Origin of the sequence: Streptomyces sp. NPDC087844, from assembly GCF_044742785.1 — a bacterium.
In the GTDB taxonomy this organism is placed as follows: Bacteria; Actinomycetota; Actinomycetes; order Streptomycetales; family Streptomycetaceae; genus Streptomyces.
Map to the genome: position 1 here is coordinate 257,271 of NZ_JBIUVD010000009.1, position 26,129 is coordinate 283,399.

General features: G+C 68.8%; 27 protein-coding genes and 2 pseudogenes. 6 read left to right on the plus strand and 23 right to left on the minus strand.

Annotation, left to right across the window (positions count from 1 at the left end):
• Window positions 1-396 precede the first annotated feature (396 nt).
• Both ACIOKD_RS20140 and ACIOKD_RS20145 read right to left on the minus strand, forming a co-directional pair.
• A complete protein-coding gene (locus ACIOKD_RS20140) occupies window positions 397-534 on the minus strand; it encodes a hypothetical protein (RefSeq protein WP_402085540.1) in 138 nt (45 codons plus the stop codon).
• A 138-nt stretch (window positions 535-672) separates the two neighbouring features.
• Window positions 673-960 carry a hypothetical protein gene (locus ACIOKD_RS20145; RefSeq protein ID WP_402085542.1) on the minus strand — a complete coding sequence of 96 codons (288 nt, stop codon included), beginning with the start codon at window positions 958-960 and terminating at the stop codon, window positions 673-675.
• Between the two features lie 42 nt (window positions 961-1,002).
• Here ACIOKD_RS20145 and ACIOKD_RS20150 point away from each other — a divergent pair, with 42 nt between their 5' ends.
• Window positions 1,003-1,335, plus strand: coding sequence for a DUF427 domain-containing protein (locus ACIOKD_RS20150; RefSeq protein WP_402085545.1), 333 nt, complete (start codon window positions 1,003-1,005; stop codon window positions 1,333-1,335).
• 71 nt (window positions 1,336-1,406) lie between these two features.
• Here ACIOKD_RS20150 and ACIOKD_RS20155 read toward each other — a convergent pair whose 3' ends face one another.
• The 4 genes and pseudogenes from ACIOKD_RS20155 to ACIOKD_RS20170 all read right to left on the minus strand — a co-directional run bounded on the left by ACIOKD_RS20155 (window position 1,407) and on the right by ACIOKD_RS20170 (window position 7,231).
• Entirely contained in the window at window positions 1,407-1,673 is a 267-nt protein-coding gene (locus tag ACIOKD_RS20155) for a hypothetical protein (protein ID WP_402085549.1), read from the minus strand.
• A 60-nt stretch (window positions 1,674-1,733) separates the two neighbouring features.
• Window positions 1,734-3,191 carry an RHS repeat-associated core domain-containing protein gene (locus ACIOKD_RS20160; RefSeq protein WP_402085551.1) on the minus strand — a complete coding sequence of 486 codons (1,458 nt, stop codon included), beginning with the start codon at window positions 3,189-3,191 and terminating at the stop codon, window positions 1,734-1,736.
• 24 nt (window positions 3,192-3,215) lie between these two features.
• A pseudogene (locus tag ACIOKD_RS20165) lies at window positions 3,216-3,434 on the minus strand (RHS repeat domain-containing protein); the annotation flags it as partial.
• Window positions 3,356-7,231 (minus strand): DNRLRE domain-containing protein, encoded by a 3,876-nt coding sequence (locus tag ACIOKD_RS20170; protein ID WP_402085719.1) that lies wholly within the window; start codon window positions 7,229-7,231, stop codon window positions 3,356-3,358. The gene ACIOKD_RS20170 and the pseudogene ACIOKD_RS20165, both read right to left, overlap by 79 nt.
• Before the next feature lie 843 nt (window positions 7,232-8,074).
• On the opposite strand from ACIOKD_RS20170, the gene ACIOKD_RS20175 reads away from it, so the two are divergent.
• Window positions 8,075-8,611 carry a hypothetical protein gene (locus ACIOKD_RS20175; protein WP_402085553.1) on the plus strand — a complete coding sequence of 179 codons (537 nt, stop codon included), beginning with the start codon at window positions 8,075-8,077 and terminating at the stop codon, window positions 8,609-8,611.
• A 65-nt stretch (window positions 8,612-8,676) separates the two neighbouring features.
• Here ACIOKD_RS20175 and ACIOKD_RS20180 read toward each other — a convergent pair whose 3' ends face one another.
• From ACIOKD_RS20180 to ACIOKD_RS20190, 3 genes are all read right to left on the minus strand, one after another.
• Window positions 8,677-9,117 (minus strand): type II toxin-antitoxin system VapC family toxin, encoded by a 441-nt coding sequence (locus tag ACIOKD_RS20180; protein ID WP_402085555.1) that lies wholly within the window; start codon window positions 9,115-9,117, stop codon window positions 8,677-8,679.
• Entirely contained in the window at window positions 9,114-9,392 is a 279-nt protein-coding gene (locus ACIOKD_RS20185) for a hypothetical protein (protein WP_402085558.1), read from the minus strand. Before ACIOKD_RS20185 ends, ACIOKD_RS20180 begins: the two co-directional genes overlap by 4 nt.
• A gap of 143 nt (window positions 9,393-9,535) precedes the next feature.
• On the minus strand, window positions 9,536-9,673 hold the full coding sequence (locus ACIOKD_RS20190; protein ID WP_402085561.1) for a hypothetical protein: 138 nt from the start codon (window positions 9,671-9,673) through the stop codon (window positions 9,536-9,538).
• A gap of 84 nt (window positions 9,674-9,757) precedes the next feature.
• On the opposite strand from ACIOKD_RS20190, the gene ACIOKD_RS20195 reads away from it, so the two are divergent.
• Entirely contained in the window at window positions 9,758-10,345 is a 588-nt protein-coding gene (locus tag ACIOKD_RS20195) for a DUF397 domain-containing protein (RefSeq protein WP_402085563.1), read from the plus strand.
• 13 nt (window positions 10,346-10,358) lie between these two features.
• On the opposite strand, the gene mnmA is transcribed toward ACIOKD_RS20195, so the two are convergent.
• Window positions 10,359-11,489, minus strand: coding sequence for a tRNA 2-thiouridine(34) synthase MnmA (gene mnmA / locus ACIOKD_RS20200; protein ID WP_402085565.1), 1,131 nt, complete (start codon window positions 11,487-11,489; stop codon window positions 10,359-10,361).
• A 60-nt stretch (window positions 11,490-11,549) separates the two neighbouring features.
• Between mnmA and ACIOKD_RS20205 the strand changes: the two genes are divergently transcribed.
• Window positions 11,550-12,266 carry an N-acetylmuramoyl-L-alanine amidase gene (locus ACIOKD_RS20205; protein ID WP_402085567.1) on the plus strand — a complete coding sequence of 239 codons (717 nt, stop codon included), beginning with the start codon at window positions 11,550-11,552 and terminating at the stop codon, window positions 12,264-12,266.
• A 116-nt stretch (window positions 12,267-12,382) separates the two neighbouring features.
• On the opposite strand, the gene ACIOKD_RS20210 is transcribed toward ACIOKD_RS20205, so the two are convergent.
• The 3 genes from ACIOKD_RS20210 to ACIOKD_RS20220 form a co-directional block, all read right to left on the minus strand.
• The gene (locus tag ACIOKD_RS20210; protein ID WP_402085571.1) at window positions 12,383-13,552 is read right to left on the minus strand and encodes a cysteine desulfurase family protein; all 1,170 of its coding nucleotides are present in this window, start codon (window positions 13,550-13,552) and stop codon (window positions 12,383-12,385) included.
• Window positions 13,553-13,654: 102 nt separating this feature from the next.
• Window positions 13,655-13,924 (minus strand): DUF4190 domain-containing protein, encoded by a 270-nt coding sequence (locus ACIOKD_RS20215; RefSeq protein WP_402085574.1) that lies wholly within the window; start codon window positions 13,922-13,924, stop codon window positions 13,655-13,657.
• Between the two features lie 82 nt (window positions 13,925-14,006).
• Entirely contained in the window at window positions 14,007-14,171 is a 165-nt protein-coding gene (locus tag ACIOKD_RS20220; RefSeq protein WP_402085577.1) for a hypothetical protein, read from the minus strand.
• A 116-nt stretch (window positions 14,172-14,287) separates the two neighbouring features.
• Between ACIOKD_RS20220 and ACIOKD_RS20225 the strand changes: the two genes are divergently transcribed.
• A complete protein-coding gene (locus ACIOKD_RS20225; RefSeq protein WP_402085579.1) occupies window positions 14,288-14,914 on the plus strand; it encodes a TetR family transcriptional regulator in 627 nt (208 codons plus the stop codon).
• A 314-nt stretch (window positions 14,915-15,228) separates the two neighbouring features.
• On the opposite strand, the gene ACIOKD_RS20230 is transcribed toward ACIOKD_RS20225, so the two are convergent.
• Window positions 15,229-15,438 carry a hypothetical protein gene (locus tag ACIOKD_RS20230; protein ID WP_402085581.1) on the minus strand — a complete coding sequence of 70 codons (210 nt, stop codon included), beginning with the start codon at window positions 15,436-15,438 and terminating at the stop codon, window positions 15,229-15,231.
• A gap of 309 nt (window positions 15,439-15,747) precedes the next feature.
• Here ACIOKD_RS20230 and ACIOKD_RS20235 point away from each other — a divergent pair.
• Window positions 15,748-15,867, plus strand: a pseudogene (locus tag ACIOKD_RS20235) (HTH domain-containing protein); the annotation flags it as partial.
• A gap of 12 nt (window positions 15,868-15,879) precedes the next feature.
• On the opposite strand, the gene ACIOKD_RS20240 reads toward ACIOKD_RS20235, so the two are convergent.
• The 9 genes from ACIOKD_RS20240 to ACIOKD_RS20280 all read right to left on the minus strand — a co-directional run bounded on the left by ACIOKD_RS20240 (window position 15,880) and on the right by ACIOKD_RS20280 (window position 26,099).
• Window positions 15,880-16,746, minus strand: coding sequence for a thioesterase family protein (locus tag ACIOKD_RS20240; RefSeq protein ID WP_402085584.1), 867 nt, complete (start codon window positions 16,744-16,746; stop codon window positions 15,880-15,882).
• 96 nt (window positions 16,747-16,842) lie between these two features.
• Complete coding sequence (locus ACIOKD_RS20245) at window positions 16,843-17,505, minus strand: trimeric intracellular cation channel family protein (protein WP_402085587.1); 663 nt, start codon at window positions 17,503-17,505, stop codon at window positions 16,843-16,845.
• Between the two features lie 72 nt (window positions 17,506-17,577).
• A complete protein-coding gene (locus ACIOKD_RS20250; protein ID WP_402085590.1) occupies window positions 17,578-18,810 on the minus strand; it encodes an ABC transporter ATP-binding protein in 1,233 nt (410 codons plus the stop codon).
• A gap of 14 nt (window positions 18,811-18,824) precedes the next feature.
• A complete protein-coding gene (locus ACIOKD_RS20255) occupies window positions 18,825-19,922 on the minus strand; it encodes an ABC transporter ATP-binding protein (RefSeq protein WP_402085595.1) in 1,098 nt (365 codons plus the stop codon).
• Window positions 19,919-20,917 carry an ABC transporter permease gene (locus ACIOKD_RS20260; protein WP_402085722.1) on the minus strand — a complete coding sequence of 333 codons (999 nt, stop codon included), beginning with the start codon at window positions 20,915-20,917 and terminating at the stop codon, window positions 19,919-19,921. Before ACIOKD_RS20260 ends, ACIOKD_RS20255 begins: the two co-directional genes overlap by 4 nt.
• 117 nt (window positions 20,918-21,034) lie before the next feature.
• Complete coding sequence (locus ACIOKD_RS20265; protein ID WP_402085598.1) at window positions 21,035-22,825, minus strand: ABC transporter substrate-binding protein; 1,791 nt, start codon at window positions 22,823-22,825, stop codon at window positions 21,035-21,037.
• Between the two features lie 62 nt (window positions 22,826-22,887).
• A complete protein-coding gene (locus ACIOKD_RS20270; RefSeq protein ID WP_402085601.1) occupies window positions 22,888-23,901 on the minus strand; it encodes an ABC transporter permease in 1,014 nt (337 codons plus the stop codon).
• A 383-nt stretch (window positions 23,902-24,284) separates the two neighbouring features.
• Window positions 24,285-25,076: an enhanced serine sensitivity protein SseB C-terminal domain-containing protein gene (locus ACIOKD_RS20275; protein ID WP_402085604.1), complete on the minus strand. Its 792-nt coding sequence runs from the start codon at window positions 25,074-25,076 to the stop codon at window positions 24,285-24,287.
• A gap of 237 nt (window positions 25,077-25,313) precedes the next feature.
• Window positions 25,314-26,099 carry an enhanced serine sensitivity protein SseB gene (locus ACIOKD_RS20280; RefSeq protein ID WP_402085606.1) on the minus strand — a complete coding sequence of 262 codons (786 nt, stop codon included), beginning with the start codon at window positions 26,097-26,099 and terminating at the stop codon, window positions 25,314-25,316.
• Window positions 26,100-26,129: the final 30 nt, after the last annotated feature.

Sequence of the window (26,129 nt, forward strand, 5' to 3'; positions counted from 1 at the left end):
ACGACTGGGATCTTACTTCAAGCCTCACTCCCGCTGACCGAGTCTCCCGTATCGCCGAAAATGAAGATACGCCAGAACTATTGCTATCACCTCTAGGGCGGGAGGGATGTAGAGAATTTTCCGACCCACAGCCTCCTGCCCCGAGGAGAGCAGCATCCAAGCAATTCCGACGATCAAGAGGCACACGCCAGCCGTCCCGAAGAGCAGGGACCATTTCCCGAGGGTCGACGGGTAAAGAGACCTGAACAGCGACCGACGAACCCGCTCTCCTTGCGGAGGTTTATTGATGCCAGGCATACGCCGGTATCCCTGCAACGTAATACTTCACGATTTTCGTACCTCTCTTTGGATACCAACTGAGCCCGGATCCACCGGCTGATGCCTGTGGATCCGGGCTCAGCTGTCCTGCGGGTCATCGGTCTCCCGACGTTCGCATCGCCAGTAGTGCTTGTGTGCCAACGCGAGGGACAGGAAGAGAAGGAGGGTGCCCGCGTCCAGTTCCCTTCCGCCGTTCTCCTGGAATTCGCGCAGCATAGGAAATGCCTGATACAGGCCCCAGAACAAGAGGGCTGCGCCTACCAGCAGGCAGACGAGAGCCAGCCTGCCTGACCGCGAAGCAAGGATGGGTCTTCTCCGCATGTTCACTCCGTGGGTTTTTTGAGGGCGCGCATCCTATTGGTGCCAGGCATAGACGGGCCCGATGTGTGGTTTGACGATCTTCGTGCCTGGCCTGGGGTAGTGCTTCAGCAGGTAGCCGAGGTACGAGGTAATGAAGTCCGACACAGCGAAGGTGGCTGCCGCGATAAGGACGGCTGTGCCCCAGCCGACACCGGGGAAGAGCCCCGCGATGGCGCTGGCCACCATCGCGGCCTTGCCCGCGAGGGTCACGATGTCGATGAACCAGTCGGTCTTCTTCCTGGAAGAACGCGACGGCGCCCGGCGCTGTACGGACAGGGCCATACGTCCGCCCCCGCCGCGCGACCTCTACCGAGGAGTCGAACCGTGACCAAGGGCCATCGCATCACCGTCGAGCAGGGCACCGAGCACGTCCGGGCGGTCCACAACGGGCAGGTGCTCGCCGACAGCGCACGCCCGCTGGTACTGCGCGAGACGGGCCTCCCGCCGCGCTACTACCTCCCCCCGGAGGACGTCCACGTGGACCTGCTGACCGCGTCGGACACCTCCACCCACTGCCCCTTCAAGGGAGACGCGTCCTACTGGTCACTGCCGGACACCCCGGACCTGGTCTGGGCATACCCGGACCCGAAGCCGGAGGTGGCCGAGATCAAGGACCACTTCTGCTTCTACGAGGTGGAGACGGTCGCCGCGGAGTAGCCCGCTCCTCGGCAGGAAGGCGCGTTCGGCATGGTGGCCCGGCCGGAGCCGGGCCACCATGCCGAACGCCGCTACGAATCCCTTTGGTCCTTCCGCTTCGGGACGCTTCTGTGATGCTGCACCGCGAAGTAGAAGCCGATCGCTCCCACGAGTGCGCCGGCCCGTCGCAGCCCGGTGGCCAGGTCGAGATCCTGCTCGTTGTCCGTGACGAGCGACCACACCACTCCGGAAAGGAAGAGCAGCAGCGCGAAGGACATGAGCGCGAACGCGACCTTTCCTGTCGCGGTGGAAAGAACTTTCTTTACATCCCTGGCGATTCGGCCGCTGTCCCGCTTCAAAGCAATGACTCCTCTGTGTGCCGTTCTTTGGGACCTTGAGGTGCTGCGGTGCCGCCGCGGCTACTGGTGCCAGGCGTAGGGAGGCACCCCGAAGTAGGGCTTGACGACCTTCGTTCCCCTCCTCGGATATCTCTTCAGCAACTGAGCCAGATACCATTGGTAGAAGTCGCCTGCCGCAACCACTATCGCAACGATGGCGACGACTGCGGCGGCACCGACATTGGCGATCCAAGCGCCGATGGCAGCGGCGATGGTGGCGACTTTCTTTCCGCCTTCGATCAGGTCGATGAGGTCATTGGTGCGCTTCCTGCTGAGCTTCAGCGTGCAACTCGTGTAGCCGCAGGAGAAGCGGTTCTTGTTGTACTTCTTGATGACCTTTCGGCCGTCCAGGTCGTACTTGTTGACGGGGTCGGCCGGATACACGTAGGGGTTGTCGTTCCCGCCGTACACCGGGTCGGTGCTGAGAAAGCGACCCGTCGTGGCCTCGTAGAGCCGGACGCCCATGAGGGTCAGGCCACTGAGTGTGCCGCTGAACCTCTGGTGACTGCCGAGCGCGCCGTAGGCGGTGGCGGCGGTCGTGTCGGTCGCGTTGCCGTATTCGTCGTAGTGCTGGACCGTGACGGCCACGGTGGTGTCGACAGGACGCTGGACGACGATGTCGCCATGGATGTTGGCGAGTTGCAGGACGATGCCACTGCCGGCCGTGGTGACGGTCAGGGACCCGGTGAGATCGGTGACGTTGCGGCTGATGGTGTCACCGGTCCTGGTCCAGGCGGGGCTGTCCGAGGCGTTGCCGTAGTGGTTGGTCGTAGTGGTGTCGGTGTTCCAGATGCCGTCGGTCTGGGTCTGGGCACTGCGGACGGCGAGGCGCCCTGCGGCATCGAGGGTCCAGGTGTTGCGGCTGGTGCCCACGGCCTCCGAGGCGACCAGGTCGTTGGTGTAGTAGGCCAGGGCGGTGTTGCCGCTGACCGTGGTGCGGCCGAACGCGTCGTACGCGTAGCCGGTGTTCACCAGCCGATCGGCACTGTCGTAGGCGTAGGACGTGGTGGCTGCGGTCGTGTCGTCGGTGCTGGTGTCACAGTCGTCCGAACTGGTCTTGAGCGTCGCGCGGTTGCTGCTGGCGTCGAAGGTGTAGGCACGGGTGGCGCAGCCCCCGGTGGTGGTGTCGGCGGCCTGGGTGAGGCGGCCGGCTTGGTCGTAGGTGTAGTCGGACCGGGTGGTGGAGCCGTCCGTCTGGGTGTGTCCGGCCTGCTGGTTGTGCACTGTGTATCCGGCGGTGTCGGCAAGCACGGTGGTGCCGTCCGAAGCGGCGTACTCGCGGCTGGTCTCCCGGCCGGTGGTGTCGGTTGTGCGGGTCAGGGTGTAGCCACCGGGCAGGGTTTCGGCGGTCAGGTTGCCGTCGGTGTCGTAGGTTCCGGTGACTGTGCCCGCGACCGAGTCCGTCAGGGTCTTGACGTTGCCCGCCGTGCCGTAGATGTAGGTCTTGGTGGAGGGCGCCGAGTCGGTGGCCTTCACCACGCGGTCCAGGTTGTCGTACGCGGTGAGGGTGGTATTGCCCGCGCCGTCGTCGTAACGGGTCGGACGGCCCAGTGCGTCGTAGGCGTACGTGATCGTTTGGCCGTTCGAGGTCTGGGTGGCGGTCTGTCCGTTGGCCTCGTCGTAGGCGATCGTGGTGGCGGGAGTTACCGCGCCGGTGCCGCCGGTGACGGCGGTTTTGATGATGCGGCCCTGGCGAGGGTGATCTCGTGGAGGGGCCCGTATTCGTCGGTGAGGTGCCGGCCGTCGGCCGAGTAGGTGGAGACCCTGGCGAGCTGCCGGGCGCGATCAGCCGTGGACAGGTCACTCAAGCCGAGAGCGGACAGTCTGTCCGCCGCGCCCGAGGATGTGCCGAGCGCCAGCGCGCGATTGCCCGCGCCGAGTTCGGCGGTGAGGTTGCCGTACTCGTCGTACTCGGTGGTCGTGATCGAACCGCCGGGGGTTGCCGTGTTGGTCTCTTCCCCGTTGGCGTCGACATAGGTCACCGTGGCGCGGTCGTAGGCGGCAGCCGTGAGGTCGCCGCCGTCACTGGAGGCGGGAGCGCTGTCTGCCGGGAGGATGGCGGTGGCGTCCGTGGGTGCCTCCTCCTGCGCCCACGTGGCAACGGTGGCGGTGTCCATCTGCTGGGGGGCGGTGGTACCGGACAGCGGGACGTCATAGACGACCGTGGTGGCGGCAGTGCCCGAGGTGGTGTCGGCGGAGCCTTCGGCCAGCACCGGCCGGGTCGCTTTCAGCAGCATGCCCGCGCCGGCGGTCAACGCCGAGCCGGCTTTGCCGTAGGTGAGGGTCCAGGGCAGTTCACCGGGCTTGGTGAGGGTGGCGACCCGGCCGTCGGCGTCGTAGGTGTACTCCGTCCTGAGGGCGGGGCTGATCCTCGGATCCCATACCTGGCGCAGGTTGCCGGAGGCTCCGTACGCATAGGAGACGACGGCTTCGGCGGTGGACCTGGCAGCGCCGGGATCGGTGGCCCACAGTCTGATCGAGGCGACCTGGTCCTTGTACGTGCCGAGTGCGCTGCTGGTGGCGGTGGTGGAGTCCGCGTAGACGAACTCCATGACCCGACAGCCCTTCGTGGACGGATCGGCCTGGCAGGCGGTCGCCGTGACCGCGCCGGTCGGAGAGATCACGTATCTGGGGCGCGCGAGGATCTTGCCGTCGACCGTGACGGTCTCCGAGACGGTGGTCAGCGTGGAGTCGTTCACGGCGGTGGCCGAGGAGGACACCGTCCACGTCGTCGCGGCGTCGGCAGCCTTGGTGAACACCGTGGATGTGGCATCGGTGTCGGCCAGGGTGAACTTCGCCCCGTCGGCCGTACCGGTCAAAATCAAGGACTCGGCCCCGGTCTCGGGCGCCCAGCTGCCGTCGGTGTTGAGAGTGAAAGCGACCGAACTGCCGTCACCGCTGAGCAGTTCCACCGAAGTACCGGAGGTCTTGCGGATCTGTGTGTAGTCGCTCGCCTCACCGGTCACGGCGGAGATCCAGCCGGGCCCGAAGATCGCTGCCTGGCCCTCGTCGTCGGTGTCGTTGGCACGCGACGAGTAGGTGCGCTCCAAGGACGCGTCGAACGCGGAGGCGTCGGTCGCGGACAGTTCGTAGTCGCCGGTGAGCTGATTCACCGTGCCGGGGCCGACCGCCGCCGCCGGCGCCGAGCCCGCGTCCCGGTCCAGGGTGGTCCCGACCGTCTGGGAGTGGCCGGTGGTGGTGCCGTCGGTGAATGCGGCCCGCAGTTCGATCACGCCGTCCTCGGCGAGCGTGGAGACGGTGTTCCACACCAGCTTGCTGGCAATGCCGTCGGTGACCTGCACCGGCCAGGAAGAGACCGCGGCGCCTGAAGCGGTCACGTCACCCACCGGAACGTTGTGCCATCCATCGGTCTCGCCGCGCCGGTACTGCCAGGTCACCCCCGTGTACGAGGTGAGTCCCCGGGCCGCGAGGGTGAGGCGGCGGGCGGTGTCGGCCCCGTCGGCGGGAGAAGTGATGGCCGCACCGTCCGCACCGACTCCGAAGGAGTAGGCGGTGGTGGCGGTCGACAGGTTGCCGCCGGAGTCGATGGTGCGTGCGTACAGGGTGTGCCAGCCGTTGGCAGGGTCGATCGAGACGGTCAGCGCGTCACCGCCGGTGCCGTTGGTGGTGTCCAGCTTCTTGGCGGGCACCGCCTTGTCGTCCAGACCCCACCAGTAACCCGCGCCGTCGGTGGAGGAAGTGTCCAGGGTGCAGGAGACCGCCGCACCGGCCTTGGCCGTCCAGCCGTTCTGCGCGTAGGTGTCGCAGCTGACGGTGGGGGCAGCGGGCAGCCCGGTGTTCAGCACGAACGTGGTGTAGCCGGTCCACGTCCCGTAGTCGGTGCCGTCATAGGCGCGCGCCCGGTAGCGCAGATGGGTGCCTGCCGGGAACGCGGACGCGGAGGGTATGGCCAGCGCGGCCGTGGCACCGGAGGCCACCGACGCGGAGGAGGCCGTGTACGCGTACGTGGTGTCCGCGTAGGCGGGATCCGGCGTGATCTCGAACTGGGCCTTGGTCTTCGACCCGTCCGCGTCGGTGACCTTCGCCGACAGACTCGGGGTCAGCGACGTCACGTACCGCTTGCCGCTGTAGGCGTTCACCTGGGACGGCGCGATCGCGCCCGAGGCCGGAACCGCCGGATACGAGTTGTAGGTGACCGTCAGGTGGGGCTCGGTGGAGCCGTCCCCTGACACGTAGTTGGCTGAACGCCACCGGCGCCAGGTCAGCGAGTCGGTCTCGTCCGCGCCTGCCACCCGCAGACCGTAGTTGGCGGAACCGTCCGCCCATGCCTGCACGATGGCGTCGATGTCGAAGTTGACCGTGCCCGCCGCACACGCGTCGGAGTATCCCAGCGCGGCGGTGCTGGTGACCGCGCCGGTCGCGGTGGTCGCGGGCTGGGCCGCCCAGGTGATGTCGGATGACGACCAGGTGCCTGTGACCCGCCGGACCTGCGTGCCCGCGCCCGACGTGGAGCACGTCGAGGAGTAGTACGAGTACAGCGCCAGGTTGGTGTCGGTGATGTGCTTGCCCTTGAAGGCCGCCACATCGAACTTCAGGTACGAGTGGGCGACCGTGGTCCCCCCGTCGTACGTGCCCGACTTCAGCTCGGCCGAGGAGACTTGCGAGTCTGGGTAGTTGGTCGCGACCCAGGTGTCGGTGGTCACTGCGAGAGTCGACGTCGGGTCGACGGTGACCGGGTAGCTCAGATCCTGCTCGAAGTAGTCCGCGCCGGGCGTGAGGACCAGGGTCTGGGAGCCGTCGCCGGCCGTCTCGACCTTCGTGTCCACTGCCGCCTGGTGCTTCGACTCACCCGAGACCGCGTGTGTCGAGGAATCCCACATCATCGGCGCCGGAGCCTCGGCCACCAGGTCGCCGTCGCCGTCCTTGAGAAGCAGGTGCCCGGAAGGGGATTCGGAGAGCTTCAGCCCGTCCAGGCTCAACGGCAGCCGGTAGGAGGTGCCGTTGATGGGCGCCTTCTCCAGCAGCAGGTTCTGTGAAAAGCCCTGCGCCAGCGCGGTGACCGTCAGAGTCTGTCCGTCGCCGAGCGCGTAGGAGGCGGTGTCGTTCTTCACCGTCGGTGCGGGCAGCTTCGACTCCCAGCCGAGCCCGAACGACTTCTCTCCCTCGGCCACGCTTGCCAGTGCCGTGTCCCCACCGTCGGACACGGCGATGTCGGCGGCGGCCACCTCGGGTTCGAAGGAGGAGCCGGTGTCCGACAGCGTGGTGTCGATGTCATGCCAGGCGCCGTCCACCTTCTGCCGGATCGGCCCCGCGTAGACCGCCGTCTGCAGCTCCCCCGAGGGCAGTGCGTATGTCGTCGAATCGCTGGTCCGCTCGGACAGCGCCTCGATCTTCCGGTCCTGCAGGCGTGCCATCAGCAACGCCGCCGACACCGAGTCCGCCGACGAAGCGGCCGACTTGCCGGTGTCCGACGCGGCCGTCGCCCCAGCGATTCCGGAGCCGACGGCGAACGCCGCCCCTGACCCCAGTGATATCAGCGCCGCCTCGGCGGCCAGCATTGCGGCCACGCCGAGCGCTGTCCGTCTCAGAGTCAGGGACGAGGGTCTCGTCCCTGTCGGGCGGAAGGTTCCGCCCCTGGTCTTCCTCATTGCAACTCCTGCGACCACACAGCGACGCGCCGTGCGCCGCTGCGGCGGATTAGATAACAAGATCTTGTGCGTGGATCTTCGTGCGACGTTCACCGTGACCACACGTCGGCCCGAACCAGCTTGACAAGCCAGGGCGGAACCGTCGTCGAGCGGGCCATTGCTGAGGGCGCGTCAGCGGACCGCAGTGACCTTGCCGACCAAAAACGGGTGGAAACCGGCCGAACCCCAGGTCAAGACGGCTGCGTACGATCGGCAACCGCAAGAACGTCACCCTGCGGATTGTGATGAACTCGTAAAGTGCACACGTGAGGTGACGGCACGTCCGGTGATCAGAAACTGCCGCGCCGGGCTGCCCACCGATCAGCGTCTCGGCCGTGAAGGTGGCCACGAACAGGCCGCCGAGGCTCGGGGTGCCCTGTCCGACCTGGGCGGGGATCACGGCCCCGGGCAGGTCGACCCAGCTGCCCTTCGTGGTGAGTCATAGCGATCCGAGTTCCAGATCACCGCCCCCCGCGGCAGCTGACCGAAGGCGTGGATGGGGTCTTTCAGCGCATCACTCATGGCCGTCCCTTCCGTCGAGGGAAGTGCACTGATACGCGTAACGTAGGGCGGCGGTTTCATGAGCTGAGGGACGGAATTCGCCATCACACGCCCGTGCGTCAGAGCGTGCGGGCGGCCACACTCCTGAGCACCTGGACATGAGGCCCGAGATATAAGGAGCGCTCCAGCGGAACCGCTGGCATGCTCCACCGCGTGACCCCACCCCACGCCCTTGCCGCATTCGGTTCGACCGGAGCCGTCGGCCCGCTGCGTTGCCACGTGTCCCTCAATGACATCGCGGCGAAGCTGGGGCCGCCCTGGGACATCGGCCGCGTCAGCAAACGACGCCGCTGGCCGCATCTGTTCTCGTACGGCGACGTCGAACTCTGCGTCTGCCGCTGCCGCCTCGTCACCTCGATCTGCGTCCAGACCTGGCGCGACACGATCGGTCTCCCGCACCCCCGATCGGGAGCGATCGACTCCCATCCGGGTCCCCTGACCCACCGGCAGATGACCTCGGCGCTCGAAGCGGCCGGGTGCCGTTGGCGACCGGTCACCCTCAATCAACCTCCGGGCCAGACAACCTTGAGGACCGATCCGATCGGAGTCACCTTCACTTTCCACACCGAGGGCACGCCTGAACCACTCCTGGAGTCAGCCGGCATCTGGACCAGCGCACACGAGTGCATACCTCCGGCGCCCGCCGCCCCGGACGATGGCTTCGGAGCGGCCACCGAGGGCAGCACCTGACGCACGCGGCGATACGGCCACTGGCCAGTTGGTCCGTCCCCACCGAACAGATCAGGACTGCACGCCTACGGCCGTACGTCGAGTGGTGGCTCGCTCGACCGTCGTGGAGCGATGACCCTGTAGTGGTTGTCGAAGGACAGGACCATCGGATGCTGGAGCCGCCAGGCCAGACACGCGTTGACCGCGTCGGTCAGGCCGATCGCCTGTCCCAGGTACTGGCGCTGAATCTTCTCCGCTTCGCCGAGGAGTTGCGCATCCACTACGGGGATCCGCGCGTATCCCGTGGCGGCGAGGGCCCGTAGGCGTGAGATCGCCTCTACCGCCTCCTTCTCCGAAGCCTGCTGATGAAGGAGGTAGTCGAGTTCGGCAAGGACGAGCGGAGACAGGACGAGAATCCTCGCCAAGCCGAGCGCGTCAACTCCGTCCCGGTGCCGGTCGTCGCGGCGGTTGAAGGCGGCGAGCAGAACGCTGGTGTCGGCCACCGCGAGGGTGACGGGTCCTGTCACGCGGCGCTTCCGCCCCGCAGATATTGGTGCACGTGACTCGCGAGATCGGTTGGTCCGTCGAAGAGCCCCCAGTCATCGACGGCCTCACCGACGGTTCCCTCGGGAATCACCAGTTTTCCCGCCGCCCATTCGATCGCCAGTGCCTCGGGGGTGCGCCCGTCGAGAGCGGCGAGATCACGGAGAATGCCGGCCATCGTGCCCGAGACCGTGACATGGGCCTGGATGGGCTGCGGTTCTTCGGGCGGCAGTGCCGCGCCATCTCCTGCCGAGATCACCGGATTCTCCTTTGCTTTCAGGCTGTTAAGACTCTATATGTCAGCGTCGGCAGTGGAGGGTAGACCTGATCGGGCACCCCGCGCGGGAAGGGCGTCCGGAGCCGGGGCCGGGGGCAACTCGCGCTCCGGAGCGCCCCGACGCGTCAGGCCGCCAGCGCCGGTGCGGGGGTGTCGTTCGGCGGTGGTGGTGTGGGCAGGTTCAGTTCGAACCAGAGGGTTTTGCCGCCCGGGCCCATCGGTACGTCCCCTATGGCGCAGCCGCCCCACCTGTCGGCGACCATACCCAGGATCAGCAGGCCCCGGCCGCCGTCCGCGTGGGCCCCGGGTGACGCGGACAGCGCACCCAGCGCGACGCACTCGCTTCCATGCTCGGGCCGCGGCGCCCCACCCATTGGTGGGACCAGTACCGGGGCCAGATCCCCGAAGGCCATCTGGAGGTATCAGAGGTAGAACACTTCGCCACGCACATCCGCACAGCACAGACCGTGCATCTACCGGGCCTGCTCCAGACCGCGGATCATGCCCGCCCGATCTTCGAGCTGACGGTTCCCAAGCTCTCACGGCTGGAAGTGGAGTTGCGTGTCGCTCACCGGCTCGGACGGCAGCAAGTCCTCACACGGAACAATGCCATTCCCTACGTCGGGATCATCCACGACACCGCCCTACGCCTGGAGTTCGGCGGCCGAGACGCCGTCCGCACTCAGCTTGAGTACCTGGCCGAGGCCTCTGAGCGGGACAACGTCACCCTCCTGATCGACGTGATCGAGAGCAAGTGGCAGCGTTCCTCGTTCTCCGGCGGAGGAGGCAACAACTGCATCGAGGTCGCCACGACCACGAATCAGGTTGCACTCCGCGAGAGCGACAGCCCGGCCGATGTGCTGATACTCAGCCGGGGCGCGCTCAGGTCGCTCATACGCCGAGTGCAGAGCGGACCCCCAACTGACAACCGCTGACAACCACAGGCGGTCAGACCGTCGCCGTCGCCGCCCGCCTCGTCGTAGCGATCGTCGCCGACCCCACCACCCGCGTGTCGTCGTACAGGACGATCGCCTGGCCGGGGGCCACCCCGCGGACCGGCTCCGTGAAGGCGACCTCCAGGGTGCCGTCCACCAGTTCCGCGCGGACCTCCGTCTCGCCGCCGTGGGCGCGGAGCTGGGCCGTGTACGTGCCGGGGGCGGTCGGGGCCGCGCCGCACCAGCGGGGCTTGATCGCTGTGAGGGCGGAGACGTCCAGGGCGGCCACCGGGCCGACCGTCACCGTGTTGTTCACCGGGGAGATGTCGAGGACGTAGCGGGGCTTGCCGTCGGGGGCCGGGGTGCCGATGCGCAGGCCCTTGCGCTGGCCGATCGTGAAGCCGTACGCGCCCTCGTGGCTGCCGACGACCTCGCCGGACTCGTCGACGATGTCGCCCTCCGCCTTGCCGAGATGCTTCGACAGGAAGCCCTGGGTGTCGCCGTCCGCGATGAAGCAGATGTCGTGCGAGTCCGGCTTCTTGGCGACCGCCAGGCCCCGCCGCTCGGCCTCCGCGCGGATCTCGTCCTTCGTCGTGAGCGTGTCGCCGAGCGGGAACATCGCGTGGGCGAGCTGGCGGTCGTCCAGGACCCCGAGCACGTACGACTGGTCCTTCGCCATGTCGGAGGCGCGGTGCAGCTCGCGCGTGCCGTCCTCGTTCACCAGCACCTTCGCGTAGTGGCCCGTGCAGACCGCGTCGAAGCCGAGAGCGAGGGCCTTGTCCAGCAGGGCCGCGAACTTGATCTTCTCGTTGCAGCGCAGGCACGGGTTCGGGGTGCGCCCGGCCTCGTACTCGGCCACGAAGTCGTCCACCACGTCCTCGCGGAAACGCTCGGCGAGGTCCCACACGTAGAACGGGATGCCGATGACGTCGGCGGCCCGGCGGGCGTCGCGCGAATCCTCGATCGTGCAACAGCCCCGCGCGCCCGTGCGGAACGATTGCGGGTTCGCCGAGAGGGCGAGATGCACACCGGTCACGTCGTGCCCGGCTTGCGCTGCACGGGCGGCGGCGACGGCGGAATCCACGCCACCGGACATGGCGGCCAGTACGCGGAGGGGGCGGGGGCGCTGCGAGGTCTCAGTCATAACCCCTCAAGGGTACGGGTCCCCGGGAACCGGAGCCCGCGAGTATCCGTTGAAGATCGCATGGGGGAGACCACGAACGACTCGGACCGGCGTATCGGGCGCCGCGCGCTGCTCATCGGCGGGGCCGCGGCCGCCCTGGGCACCGCCGTGCTGGCCAGGGACGAGCTGGGGCGGCTGTGGTGGCGTACACCGGGCGTGGAGAAGCCGCGCAAGGAAGGCGAGGTCGACTTCGGCGGCGCGCGCTGGGTAGCGGCGTCCTCGGCGAACTGGCGGCGGGCGGACCGGCCCGACGACTTCGGCGTGGACCGGGTGATCATCCATGTCACGCAGGGCAGCTTCACGAGCGCCGTGAAGGTTTTCCAGGATCCCGGCCACGGTGCCGCCGCGCACTACATAGTCGGTAAGGACGGCCGCATCACCCAGATGATCCGCGAGCTGGACGTGGCCTTCCACGCGGGCAACCGCGAGTTCAACGAACGGAGCGTCGGCATCGAGCACGAAGGCTTCGTCGACCGGCCGGAGGACTTCACGGACGCCATGTACGAGGCGTCGGCCCGGCTCACCGCTCGGATATGCGCCCGTTACGACATCTCCGTCGACCGCGAGCACATCATCGGGCACGTGGAGGTGCCGGGCACCGACCACACCGATCCGGGGCCGCACTGGGACTGGGACCGGTACATACCCCTGGTGCGTGCGGCCGCGAAGCGCGACGCCGAGCGGACCGCCTCCCCCGAGGCCACCCCCTCTGACGGGCCGTCCGCGGGCGGCGCGTGACCGGGGCGTCGGCTGCCGAATCGCAGTAGCGGCGCGTCGTCACGAGCGTGCCCGGCGGCGTCGTCCTCGTCTCGATGCGCCAGCCGGACGCTCCGGGCGGAGGCACGGGCCAGGCCCTAGCTCAGTCCCGCCGTCCGCGCCCTCTCCACCGCCGGGCCGATCGCCTTTCCCACCGCCTCCACGTCCGCCTCCGTCGACGTGTGGCCGAGGGAGAAGCGCAGGGTGCCGCGGGCCAGGTCCGGGTCCGTTCCGGTGGCGAGGAGGACGTGGCTGGGCTGGGCCACTCCCGCCGTGCACGCGGAGCCCGTGGAGCACTCGATGCCCTGGGCGTCGAGCAGCAGGAGCAGGGAGTCGCCCTCGCAGCCCGGGAACGTGAAGTGGGCGTTCGCCGGCAGGCGGCCCCCGTCCGCCGGGTCGCCGCCGAGGATCGCGTCCGGCACGGCCGCGCGTACCGCGTCGACCAGGGCGTCGCGCAGCGAGCCGATCTCGCGGTCGAACCACTCCCGCTGTTCGGCGGCCGTGCGGCCCGCCACGGCGAACGCGGCGACGGCCGGTACGTCCAGGGTGCCGGAGCGCACATGCCGCTCCTGGCCGCCGCCGTGCATGACGGGCACGGGGGTGTACTCGCGGCCGAGCAGCAGCGCCCCGATGCCGTACGGGCCACCGATCTTGTGTCCCGAGACGGTCATCGCGGCGAGTCCCGAGGACCCGAAGTCGACGGGGACCTGACCGAAGGCCTGGACGGCGTCCGCGTGCAGCGGGATCTCGAACTCCCCCGCCACGTCGGCGAGTTCACGAACCGGCATGATCGTGCCGATCTCGTTGTTCGCCCACATGACGGTCGCGAGGGCGACGTCGTCGGGGTTGCGGGCGACGGCCTCGCGCAGGGCCTCGGGGTGGACCCGGCCGTACCGGTCGACGGGGAGGTACTCGACCGTGGCGCCCTCGTGCTCGCCGAGCCAGTTGACGGCGTCGAGGACGGCGTGGTGTTCGACGGGGCTGGCCAGGATCCGGGTGCGGGCCGGGTCGGCGTCGCGGCGGGACCAGTACAGGCCCTTGACCGCGAGGTTGTCCGCCTCGGTACCGCCGGAGGTGAGGACCACCTCGCTGGGGCGGGCGCCCAGGGATTCCGCCAGGGTCTCCCGGGACTCCTCGACCGTGCGGCGGGCGCGGCGGCCGGCCGCGTGCAGGGAGGAGGCGTTGCCCGTGACGGCGAACTGGGCGGTCATTGCCAGGGCCGCCTCCGGAAGCATGGGGGTGGTCGCGGCGTGGTCGAGGTATGCCATGGTGAGCCCGATTCTAGGGCCCGCTCTCGACCGACCTGGTCAGGTGGGGCCGTTTGCGTCCGGCCTGCGGCCCGCGCCGGGCCCAGCGGGGACCGGCCGGACTCAGAAACTCCAGGACAAGGTGTTGTCCGCCGACATGAAGGCGACCAGCACCACGAGGTCGGCGACACCGAGGCCGAGGCCCAGGAAGGCTCGCCCGGGGCGGGTGGTGCCCCGCAAAAGGGCCGTCGCGGCCAGGATGATCGAGACGGGGCCGAGGACGACGTTCAGAGCGAGCAGGCCGACCAGACCCAGGATGAAGGACGCGACGGCCATACCGTCGGCGTCACGGGCGGCGCTCCGGCGCCGCGGGGCGGCGGTGGTGAGTTCCATGTGTCTGCTCCCAGCAGGCGGTCGTACGTGGATGGGTGGCATGTACCTGGAGAGGTACGTGGGTAGGGACGGAGAGGTCGGTTCAGCCCGAGGTCTCGCGGCGTCGGCCCTGGCGCTCGCGGACCGCGAACACCGCCAGCCAGACGCCGATGACCACGGCGGCCACCACGGTGAAGGAGAGCGGTGCGTGGGCCACGGTGCCCAGCACGACGCCCAGCAGCAGGAGGGCTGCGACGAGGAACAGCATGAGTCGCCTCTCGCTGAGATTCGGTGAACGATTGTGGTGACAGTTGTCCACTGACTCCTCAGTCTAGCTCGCCGGACGACTTTCCCCTTACGAAGAACAGTTGTTTACTGCATGGCATGAGTCACAGTCCTGGTGTCCGGCAGGCCCAGAAACAGAAGACCCGACAGGCGTTCCTGGACGCCGCGTTGGGCCTGCTGGAGGAGCAGAGCCTCAGCAGCCTGGGCCTGCGCGAGGTCACCCGGGCCGTCGGTGTCGCCCCGACCGCCTTCTACCGGCACTTCCACTCGACCGCGGACCTCGGTGTCGCCCTGGTCGAGGAGGCGCTGGGCAGCCTGCACCCGATGATCGCCGGTACGGTGTCCGCGTCCGGCGACAGCGACGAACGCATAGACCGGGCCGTCGCCCTGATCGCCCGTCATGTGCGCGAGCACCCCGCGCACATCCGGTTCATCGCCCGTGAGCGCAACGGCGGTGTGCAGAAGGTCCGGGCCGCGATCGCGGAGCAGATGGACCGGTTCGCCGACGAGGTGCGGGCCGAACTGGCCGAGCAGGCCGAGTCGGACGGCTGGAGCGACGACGACCTGCTGATGCTCGCCGGGCTGTACGTCGACCAGATGCTGATGACCGCCAGCGCCTTTCTGGAGGCGGACCCGGACGACCCGGGCGAGGAGGACCGGGTGGCCCGGGTGGCGAGACGCCGGATGCGGCTGATCAGCATCGGCCGCCGCCACTGGCTGGGCTGACACCCGGCCCCGCGAAGCCCGCGGGGCGCGTACGGCAATCCCGTACGCGCCCCACCTGTTACGTGCCGGCCGGTTACGTGCCCCGCCTGTTACGTGCCCCGCCCGTTACGTGCCCCGCGTATGGCCCGCTCCTAGCCCTGCGCCTGCTGACTCTGCTGCCCCTGGCCCTGGGGGCCGCCGCCACCGCCACCCGGGCCGCAGCCGCCGCCCTGCCCGCCCGGGCCACCACTCGGCATACCCGACGGCATCCCGGAGGGCGCGCCCGACGGAGCCTTCCCCGTGGCCGCGCCGGACGGTGCTCCCGAAGGCGTTCCCTAGGGCGCTCCGGACGGCATCCCCGACGGGGCCCCGCTCGGCCGCCCCGAAGCACCTGAGCCCGGCCCACCCGACCGCGGCTGACAACTCGACTGCGTCGCCGTGCCGTTACCGCTGTCCGACGAGGAGTCGCCCGAGCCGCAGGCCGTCAGCAGGAGTGGCGCGAGGGCCAGCAGGGCGACGGCGGGGACGTGACGTACACGCTTCATGAGAGCAACTCCGTTGTATGAAATCAGTCTGAGAAACGCATGCAACCAACCGTCCATAGGCCCCGCTTGGGCCCGCGCTGTGCCCCGCCTGTGGTTAGGGCAAAGGACGACTCAACTCCCCCGCCGCACAGGAACAGGTCGAAGCGGTCGCACCGCACCCGCACGGCCCCGTCGATCCGCCGGGCCGCTCCTCGACCTCGCACCGCAACGCCTCTCAGGCGTCGACCAGGACGCGGTGTTCGCCGACCCCGGGCTGCGGCTGAGCCACCGTCACGGCGGCGACACCGGGCCCCGCAGACCCGTGGCCGGGTGCCCGCGCCCGAACTCGCCGAGCGGCTCGACGTGTCGGTGCGGATCCTCTACCGGGACGTCGGGGCGCTGTCCGCCACCGGCGTCCCGGTCCACGCCGAGCGTGGCCGCCACGGCGGGCGCGTACGAAGGTCAGCCGAGCCGCACCCGGGCCAGCTGGCGCGACTGCGCGACGAGCCGGTCCTCGCTGTCCCAGACCTCGGCGTCCTCCTCCAGGAAGCCGCCCGCGAGATTGCTGGTGGTGATGGCGATCCGCAGGGGCCCCGGCGCCGGACGGCTGCGCACGTGCACGGTCAGCTCGACGGTGGGCACCCAGCCGGTCAGGCCGAGTTCGAAGGCGGTGGGCGGCAGCGCGTCCACCGCGAGGAGCAGCGAGAGGGGGTCGGCGTCGCGGCCGTCGGCGAGGCCGAACCAGGCGCGCATCTCGCCCCGGCCGGACGGCGCTCCGAGGGCCCAGCCGAGCGTGCTCGGGTCGAGCTTGAGCATCAGCCGGTCGGCGATGGCGGAGCTGCCCGGGACGGGGGCACCGTCGGGGCTGTCCGCCGCGCCGAAGCACTGGTCGATCGGCGGGATCGCGGGCGGCCTCGCGGTCGTACGCACGTCGTCGGGCAGGCTGTCGAGGTCTCCGTACGAGGCGAGTACGCGGATCCGCTCGACCTCGTGGCCCTCGTCGTCGTACTGGAAGAGGGACGCCTGGCCGGTGGAGAGGGTGCGACCGGCGCGTACGACGTCGGTGCGCACGACCGCGGGGCCCGGGCGGGACGCCGTCAGGTAGTGCGCGGAGATCGTGAACGGGTCGGAGTGCGGCAGGGCGTCGGCGAGCGCGCGGCCCAGCACGGCGAGGAGGTAGCCGCCGTTGACGGCGCTGATGATCGTCCACCCGGCGGACAGGTCGATGTCGTAGACGCCGGGTTCCCGTCGGGTGAGCGCGGTGTCGCGGTCGAACTCGCTGTCGCCGATCCTGGCCCGCAGCGCGTGCGCGGAAGGTGCTTCTGGCATGCATGAACGGTACAACAGGTAATTACTAAGCGGTAGCTTTTCCTGTTTCGCTCGCATGAATCCACGGGCTCACCACGCGACCGCAACCGCGACCGTTCATTCCGGGACCTCCGCCGCCGTCGAGCGCCGGTGCCACGCCCGGGGCGCGCGCCAGTGGTAACGCATCGCGAGCAGCCGCAGCGCGAAGGCGGTGACGACCGCGAGCCCCGAGGTGAAGGGGCTCAGCACGTCGTAGCGGATGCAGAGAACGACCATCGTGGCGCCGACGATGGCGGGCACGGCGTACAGGTCGCGGTCCCAGCGCAGCAGCGACGGCACCTCGTTGGCCAGCACGTCCCGCAGCACACCGCCGCCGACGGCCGTGGCGAGGCCGAGGGTCGCGGAGGCGGTGAGGCCGAGCCCGTACTCGTACGCCTTCGTCGTGCCGGAGACGCAGAAGAGGCCGAGGCCGGCCGCGTCGAAGACGTTCACCCCCAGCTGGATCCGTTCCACCACGGGGTGGAGGAAGAACACGAGCAGGGTGGCGAGGAGCGGGGTGAGGAAGTAGGCGAGGTCGGTGAAGGCCGCGGGCGGCACGGCCCCGATGATCAGGTCCCGGAACAGGCCGCCGCCCAGCGCGGTGACCTCCGCGAGGACGGCGATGCCGAAGACGTCGAAGTTCTTGCGCACGGCCAGCAGCGCGCCGGAGATCGCGAAGAAGAAGATGCCGACGACTTCGAGCGTGTGCTGGACGGAGGGAGTGAAGAGTTGCTGGAGCACCTCTGTATTCTCACCCAGCACACAGCCCCCGCCTTACATTGCAAGGCGGGGGCTCGGTGTTACTTGCCTTACTTACTTCTCCTTGGCGGGAGCGTCGTCCTCGGGCGCGGTCACGGCCGACGTTTCGGCCGGCGTCACGGCCGGCGTGGCCGCGACCTCCGCCGCCACCGCGGCCGACGTCGCCGCGGACTCCGCGAGGACCTCGTCGGCCACCAGTTCCGCCGCCTGCTTCGCGACGGTCAGCAACACGGTGTCCTGCGGGGCCTGGTCCTCGAAGTTCTCCGGGTGGTGGCAGGCGACCTGCTGACCGGGCTTCAGCTCCAGGAGCGGCGGCTCGGTGGTCGTGCAGATCTGCGTGGCCTTCCAGCACCGCGTGTGGAAGCGGCAGCCGCTCGGCGGCGAGATCGGCGAGGGCACGTCTCCCTGGAGCAGGATGCGCTCGCTCTTGGCCGACTTGCGCCGCGGGTCCGGGATCGGCACGGCCGACATGAGCGCCTTGGTGTACGGGTGCATCGGCGCCTTGTACAGCGAGTCGCGGTCGGCCAGCTCGACGATCTTGCCTAGGTACATCACGGCGATACGGTCCGAGACATGGCGTACGACGGACAGGTCGTGCGCGATGATCACGTACGTGAGGCCGAGCTCCTGCTGGAGGTCGTCCAGCAGGTTCACCACCTGCGCCTGGATCGACACGTCGAGCGCGGAGACCGGCTCGTCCGCGACGACCATCTTCGGGTTGAGCGCGAGCGCGCGGGCGATGCCGATGCGCTGGCGCTGGCCGCCGGAGAACTCGTGCGGGTAGCGGTTGTAGTGCTCGGGGTTGAGCCCGACCACCGACAGCAACCGCTGGACCTCCTTCTTGATGCCGCCCTCGGGCGTGACGCCCTGGAGCTTGAAGGGGGCGCTGACGATCGTGCCGATGGTGTGGCGCGGGTTCAGCGACGAGTACGGGTCCTGGAAGATCATCTGGACGTCACGGCGCATCGGGCGCATCGCGCTCACCCCGAGGTGCGTGATGTCCCTGCCCTCGAACTCCACGGTGCCCGCGGTCGGTTCGAGCAGCCGCGTGATGAGCCGGCCCATCGTCGACTTGCCGCAGCCGGACTCGCCCACGACGCCCAGGGTCTCACCGGACTTGACCTCGAAGTCGATGCCGTCGACCGCCCGCACCGCGCCGACCTGCCGCTGGAGCAGGCCCTTGCGGATCGGGAAGTGCTTCTGCAGCCCGGTCACCTTGAGGAGCGTCTCGCCGGGAGCGGCGTCCCTGGAAAGGGTCGCGCCGCCACTCTGCGCGGAAGGGGTCACTGCTTTGTCCTCGCTCACAGCTTGGGCGCAATCTCTTCGGTCCAGATCCGCTGCCGCTGCTCCTGCGTCATGTGGCAGGCGGCCCAGTGCTGGCTGCCGACCTCGGACAGCTCGGGGCGGACCGTGCGGGTGACGTTGTCCTTGGGGACGTCCGCGTACGAGCAGCGCGGGTTGAAGGCGCAGCCCGACGGCAGGTTGATCAGCGAGGGCGGGGAACCCTTGACCGGGATCAGCCGTTCGGTCTGCTCACGGTCGAGCCGCGGCATGGAACCCAGCAGACCCCAGGTGTAGGGGTGCTTGGGCTCGTAGAAGACCTTCTCGGCCGGGCCCCGCTCGATGCAGCGGCCGCCGTACATCACCAGGATGTCGTCGGAGAGTTCGGCGACGACACCCAGGTCGTGGGTGATGACGATGACCGCGGAGCCGAACTCCTTCTGCAGGTCCCGGATGAGGTCGAGGATCTGCGCCTGGACGGTCACGTCCAGGGCGGTCGTCGGCTCGTCCGCGATCAGCAGCTCGGGGTTGTTGACCAGCGACATCGCGATCATCGCGCGCTGGCGCATACCGCCGGAGAACTCGTGCGGGTAGCTGTCCACCCGCTTGTCCGGCTGCGGGATGCCGACCCGGTCGAGCATCTCGACGGCCCGCTTGCGGGCCACCTTCTTGGCGACCTTGTGGTGGATCTGGTACGCCTCCACGATCTGCTGGCCGATCGTGTAGTACGGGTGCAGCGCCGACAGCGGGTCCTGGAAGATCATCGCCATCTCGCGGCCACGCAGCTTGCGCACGTAGTCCGGGTCGGCGGAGAGCAGTTCCGTGCCGTCCAGCCAGATCTCGCCGGAGATCTGCGCCTTGCGCTTGCCGTACTGGCCGGCGGTGTGCAGGCCCATGATGCCGAGCGAGGTCACGGACTTGCCCGAGCCCGACTCGCCCACGATGCCGAGGGTCTTGCCCTTCTCCAGCGTGAAGCTGAGCCCGTCGACGGACTTGACCAGGCCGTCGTCGGTCGGGAAGTGCACCTTGAGGTCGCGGACTTCGAGGAAGGCGGAGGGGGTGGCCGAGTCCTTGACGGGCTCGCCGACCGCGGCTCCACTCTTGCTGAGTTCGGTCATGAGAGCCTCACTCGGGGGTCGATCACGGCGTAGAGGATGTCCACAAGCAGGTTCGCGAGAATCACCGCGAGCGAGGTGATCAGCGTGACACCCAGGATGACGGGCAGGTCCTGGTTGCGGATTCCCTGGAGCACCGCCTGGCCGAGGCCGGGAAGACTGAACGCGGTCTCGGTGAGGATCGCGCCGCCGATGAGGGCGCCGAAGTCCATTCCGAACATGGTGAGGATCGGGGTCAGCGTGGAGCGCATGGCGTGCTTGCCGATGACGACGGGCTCGCGCAGACCCTTGGCGCGGGCGGTGCGGATGTAGTCCTCGCCCAGCACCTCAAGCATGGTGGCTCTGGTGATCCGGGCGTACATCGCCGCGTAGAGGAAGGCGAGGGTGACCCAGGGCAGGAGCATGCCGCCGAACCAGCCGGTGAAGCTCTCCGCCAGGGGAACGTACTGGCCGTCCATCCACCCCAGGCCGTAGACGAAGGCCGAGAGCGACAGCATGGCGGTGAAGTAGATGGGGAGCGAGACGCCGCTGAGAGCGACGATCATCGCTCCGCGGTCCCACAGGCTGCCGCGCTTGAGCGCGGAGAGCACACCCGCCCCGACACCGACGATGAGCCACAGTACGGCGGCACCGAGCGCGAGAGCCAGGGTCACTGGGAAGCGGTCGGTGAGCACCGGCCAGATGGCCTGCTCGCTGCGGAAGGAGTAGCCGAAGCAGGGCGCCGAGCACTGGGTGACGTCACCGCCGGCCGCGTAGGTGCGGCCCGCGAAGATGCCTTTGAAGAACTCCCAGACCTGGGCGAAGATCGGATCAGCCAGACCGAGCTTCTGCCGCACGGCCTCGATGGCCGCGGGGTCGGCCTGCTTGCCCACGAAGGCCGCGGCCGGGTCGACCCCCGCCCACTTGGGGACGAGGAAGAAGATGCCGAAGACCACCAGAATGATGACCACCAGCATCACTGCGGCGGCGAAGAGCCGCCTGATGAGGTATGCGAGCACTGCTCTCGGCCCGGCGGCGGTGCCGCGGGCCACCGGAGGTCTTCCGGTGGCCCGCGGGTCACGCCGCGCCGGCCTTCACCTGCCTTTCGTGCCGTATGGCGGGTGCGCCGGTCGGTGTTACTTCTTCAGGCCGAGGTTGACGAAGTCGTACTGACCGCTGTAGCCGTCGGTCGTGTAGACGTTCGCCAGACGGCTGGAGCGCCAGTTGATGAACTTCTCGAAGACGAAGGGCAGGTAGTAACCGCCCTCCATGACCTTGTGGTTGATCTCCGTGGAGATCGCGGCCTTCTTCGTGTCGTCGAGCTCCTTCGTGTAGCTGTCGAAGAGGCCGTCGATCGTCTTGTCCTTGATCAGGGCGAAGTTGTTGTTGCCGCTCTCAAGGATGTAGTTGCTGCTCCACAGGGGCAGACCGTAGCCCTGGACGGACGGGAAGTCCGGGCCCCAGCCCATGATGATGATGCCGTAGCCCTTCTTCTTCACGTTCGCGGGGCTACCGATGATGCCGGTGGTCTGGGCACCGTCGAACTGCTCGATGTCGACGGTGATGCCGACCTTCTTCAGCGACGCCTGGAGGGACTCGGCGGTGGCCACCTCGACCGGCTTGTTGTTACGCACCGCGATGGTGGTCTTGAAGCCGTTCGGCTTGCCGCAGGCCTTGAGCTCTTCCTTGGCCTTGGCGACGTTGCCGTTCTTGTTCGTCGTCGCCGACTCGTACGGGTCGTACTTCTGACCCTCGGAGCCCGGGACCGACGGCGGCAGCATGTTGGTACCGATGTCACCACCGGCCTGCGGGCCGCCACGAGCGGTCTGCAGCGACTCGTGGTCGGCACCGTAGATCACGGCCTTGCGGCAGTGCTCGTTGTCGAACGGCTTGACGCTCTGCGGGAAGACCGCGTAGCGGACGTAGCCGGAGACCGGGTTGTCCAGGTTCTCCTTGTGCTGCTTCAGGGCGGTGGCGCGGCCCTGCGGGGACAGACCGGTCTGGGCGAGGTCCAGGTCGTAGTCGCCCTTGATCAGGCGCTGGTCCATGTCGTTGGCGTTGGTGAAGAAGTCGACCGTGATCTTGTCCGGGTACGCCTTGCGGACCGGGTCCGAGTCCTGCTTCCACTCGGTGTTGCGGACCAGCTCGATGCCCTTGCCCGGCGTGTACGACTGGAACTTGTACGGGCCGGACGAGAACGGCTTCAGGCCGTACTTGGACTTGGTGTCCTTGTCCTGGCGGACCGGGGACGCGGAGGTCAGCGCGAGCATCTCCTCGAAGTCCGAGTTCGCCGCGGGCAGCTTGAAGACGATCGTCTTGTCGTCCGGCGTCTGGATCGCCTTCAGACCGAGCTTGTCCGCGGACTTGTCCTTGTACGGGCCCTCGTACTCCTTCTTCGGGTCGAGGACCTGCTGAAGGTAGATCGGGCCGCCGGAGAGCACGTCCTGCGCCCACGCCCGCTCGATGCCGTACTTGACGTCCTTGGAGGTGATGGCCTTGCCATCCTCCCAGGTGATCCCGTCACGCAGCGTGTACGTGTAGGTCTTGCCGTCGTCCGAGATCTTCGCCGTGTTCTCGGCGAGGTCCGGCGTGACCTCGGCGCCCGTGGCACCGGCCGCGGCCTTGTTCGTCACCAGCTGGCGGCTGTAGTACCGGCTGAAGTTCCACATCATGCCGTAGTAACCACGCGTGGTGTCCCACGAGTCGGCGTCCTGGGCGCTCGCGAACTTCAGCGTGCCGCCCTTCTTGGCGAGGGAGGCCTGGGCGACCTTGTTGTTCGCGGCGTCGAAGCCGGCCGCGCCGCTCTTCGAACCGCCCCCGTCGTCGTCGTTGCCGCCGCCGCACGCCGCCGTGGACAGCAGTGCAGCGACCACGGCTGCGGCGGCCACGGCCTGCTTGCGCCGCCCTGTGGTGCGTTGGGTACTCACTCGGATCCTCCGATATGTAGCGGCCCGTCGACAGATGACGGGTCCCTTGGGGGTACGGCAGTTCAGCGGGAGCCCTTCGGGTCGAGCGCGTCACGCACGCCGTCGCCGAAGAGATTGAAGGAGAGCACGGTGATGAAGATCGCTACACCCGGGATCACCATGTACATGGGGTCCGACTCGTAGTAGTCGATCGCGGAGGAGAGCATCTGTCCCCACGAGGCGGTGGGCGGCTTGACGCCGACGCCCAGGAAGCTGAGCGCCGCCTCGGTGAGGATGTTGGTCGGGATCATCATCGTCGTGTAGACGATGATCGGAGCGACCAGGTTGGGCAGCAGCTCCTTGAACAGGATGTAGAACCGCCCGGCTCCGAGGCTGCGCGCGGCTTCCACGTACTCGCGTTCGCGCAGGGAGAGCGTCTGGCCGCGGACCACGCGGCCGACGTAGGGCCAGCCGAAGAAGCCGATCACCAGGATCATCACGAACAGGCGTACGCCCGTGCCGGTCAGGCCCAGCATCTCGTTCGGCATGACCGAGACCAGCGCGATGATGAAGAGCAGCTGCGGGAAGGCCAGCAGGCCGTCCATGACCCGGCTGACCGCCGCGTCGATCCAGCCGCCGAAGAAGCCGGCGAGTACGCCGAGGATCGTGCCGAGCACCACTGCGACCAGGGCCGACAGGAAGCCGACCAGCAGGGAGATCCGGGCTCCGTAGACGATGCGGGCGAAGATGTCGCGGCCGCTGACGGGTTCGACACCCAGGAGGTGGTCCCCGCTGATACCGCCGAAGGATCCGGTCGGGGTCGAGAAGAGCGGGTCGATCAGGTCCTCGTGGTGTGCCTCGGGGTCCTGGCCGACCAAGTTGGTGATCAGGGGCGCGAGCAGCGCGATCAGGATCAGCACGAGCACGACCATGCCGCCCGCCAGGGCCAGCTTGTCGCGCTTCAGGCGCTCCCAGGCGATGCGGCCGAGGGAACGTCCTTGTACCGCCTTCGCCTCGGCGGAGCCGGCAACGAGCGCCGCCTCTTCGGCCGCGCTCGGTGCGGCTTCGGCCGTCGGCTCGTGCAATGGTGCCGTCATCGTGGCAGGGACCCCTCTCAACCGGCGGTAGCCGGCCCACGCTTGCCGCTGTAGCGGCGTGATCAGTCCGTCGTACACATCAGGAGGTTTAAACCCCCTGGACCGGGAGTCTTCAACGCCGCAGTGATCTGAAGCCAGACTTGAAGGCGAATGGATGCGCAACCGTGATGCCGTCAGGAGGGTTCCGTTATCCGAACGCCGGGTAACGGGGGTCGGACACATGACACTTGGGGCGAAAGGTGCCTCGCATCCCATTTACCCGCGTAGATCGGGACATTCCGCCCAGCGGGGGTACGGGTGCGAGGGCAGATGCTCCACTGGGTGGACTCCGCCTGACGGATCACGCCCACCCGGCTGGATGGAGCGCGTTCGTCCAGATCATCTCAGTAAGCGCCGGGGAACCCGTAACCGCCCGCCGCCGGCGCCTGGACGGGAGCCGCGTGCGCCTCCCGGTCGTAGAACGGCCGCGCGTTGGCGCGCAGCCACAGAGCCACCGGGTCGTACGCGTCGGACATCGCGACGGTCGACACCGGCAGCCCGTCCGGCACCGCGCCGATCGACTGCTGCATCATCGCCCGCACCGAGTCCACGGCCGGCGGGCTGGTGTCGTACACATCGAGCCCGATGGCGAGGTACGGGGCTCCGAGCGCGGGCTGCACCCAGGCGCGGCGCAGCGAGCGGACGGCGGCCGTCCGGTGCGCGTTCTGGGTGAGCAGGGCGTAGAACTGCGGGATCTCGATGCCCGGTTCGGACAGCCGCAGCGGGCCCGAGGGCTGCCGCTCAAGGCCGGTGGCGATACGCCGCAGATCGAGCCAGGGGATGCCGACGCCGCCGCCCGGCGCGTGCGGGTTCAGCCAGAGGCCGTAGTGGTCGGGGTAGAGGGTGCGGGCGACGTCGAGTCCGTCGACCACCTCGTACGAACGGTTCCAGCCGCTGGCCGAGAGCTCCTGGGCGGAGGTCACACAGGGCGCGTAGCCGAAGCCGTCGACCTCCATGTTCCCGTACTGGGCGTCGGGCGAGCCCGACTGGCCGTGCCAGAGCAGCATCCACACCTGACCGGACGGCGGGGTCGCGAGTGCGCGCAGGAGCGCCTCGTAGGCGTCGTAACGCCCGGGCGTCACTTGGCGCAGCATGTGCTCGACCTGCCCGGCCGCGGCCGTGCCCGACGCGCTCACCTTCTACCGCCCCTTCGCGACATCACTGACATACCGGCCCCATTCGACGAAGTGCCCCGTTCGCTTGAACATCGCACCACTCCGACCGAGCCATGAAACCAGCTTAAGTGGCGATCCCGACAGCGCCGTTGCGCTCCGCCGCGTTTGGTGTTCTGAGCACGGGACCGTGTGTGATGCCTCGGGTGCGGGTTGTGTGCGGCGGGGCGCGCCCCGCGGGCGGCCCCGAATCAGCCCCGCCTAGAAAGCCCGGGTGTAGAAGGGCCGGACCTGGTCCCTGAGCCAGTCGCCCACCGGGTCCCGGGCCACGTCCAGGAAGACCAGGTTCACGGGGTGGGGCAGGGGGACCCGGCCGAGGGCGCGGCCCAGGGCGTCCAGGGGGAGGGTGCGGGCGTTCTCGTCCCAGTGGGCCACCTCCACGCCGACGAACATCACCGTGTCGCCGCCCTCGATGCTCGCCAGACACCGCCGGGCGCTCACCACCGGGCCGGTCGCGTCGAACTCCGCCGAGGCCGCGGCCAGGAAGTCCACCGGGTCGTCCTGCCAGTCGGGCTGGAACAGCCGGACCCGGCCGCCGCTCGCGGACCCGTCCAGTTCGGTCCGGCCGGCCCGGCACAGCTCGGCGACGGCGGGCGGGGGCAGCGGTATCCCGACCGTGCCGTCCGGGTTCAGCACGATGCCGGCCTGGGGCGGCAGACCTCGCGCGAACTCCACGGCGGGCGCCACGGTGTACGCCATGTGGTCGCCGACGACCTGGCGGAACTGCTGCTCCGAGGTGAAGACCGGCACGTACACCTGCCCGGCCAGCTCGATCGTGGGCAGGTCGAGCGGCCCGCTGTGCGGGCCGCCCCCCTCGGGCAGCGGCACCCAGATGAAGCTGCGCCCGAGGGTCTCCACGATCCGGGCCCCCGCCGAGGGCGACGGAGGGAGCCCCAGGGAGGCGGCGAGCACCTCCTCCAACTCGTTGCCGGGCCAGCCCGTGTGAGGGTGCGCGTGTCCCGGAATGTCCTGTGCCTGGAAGTCCATCTCCACCGCCTGCTCCAACCGCCGTGTGCG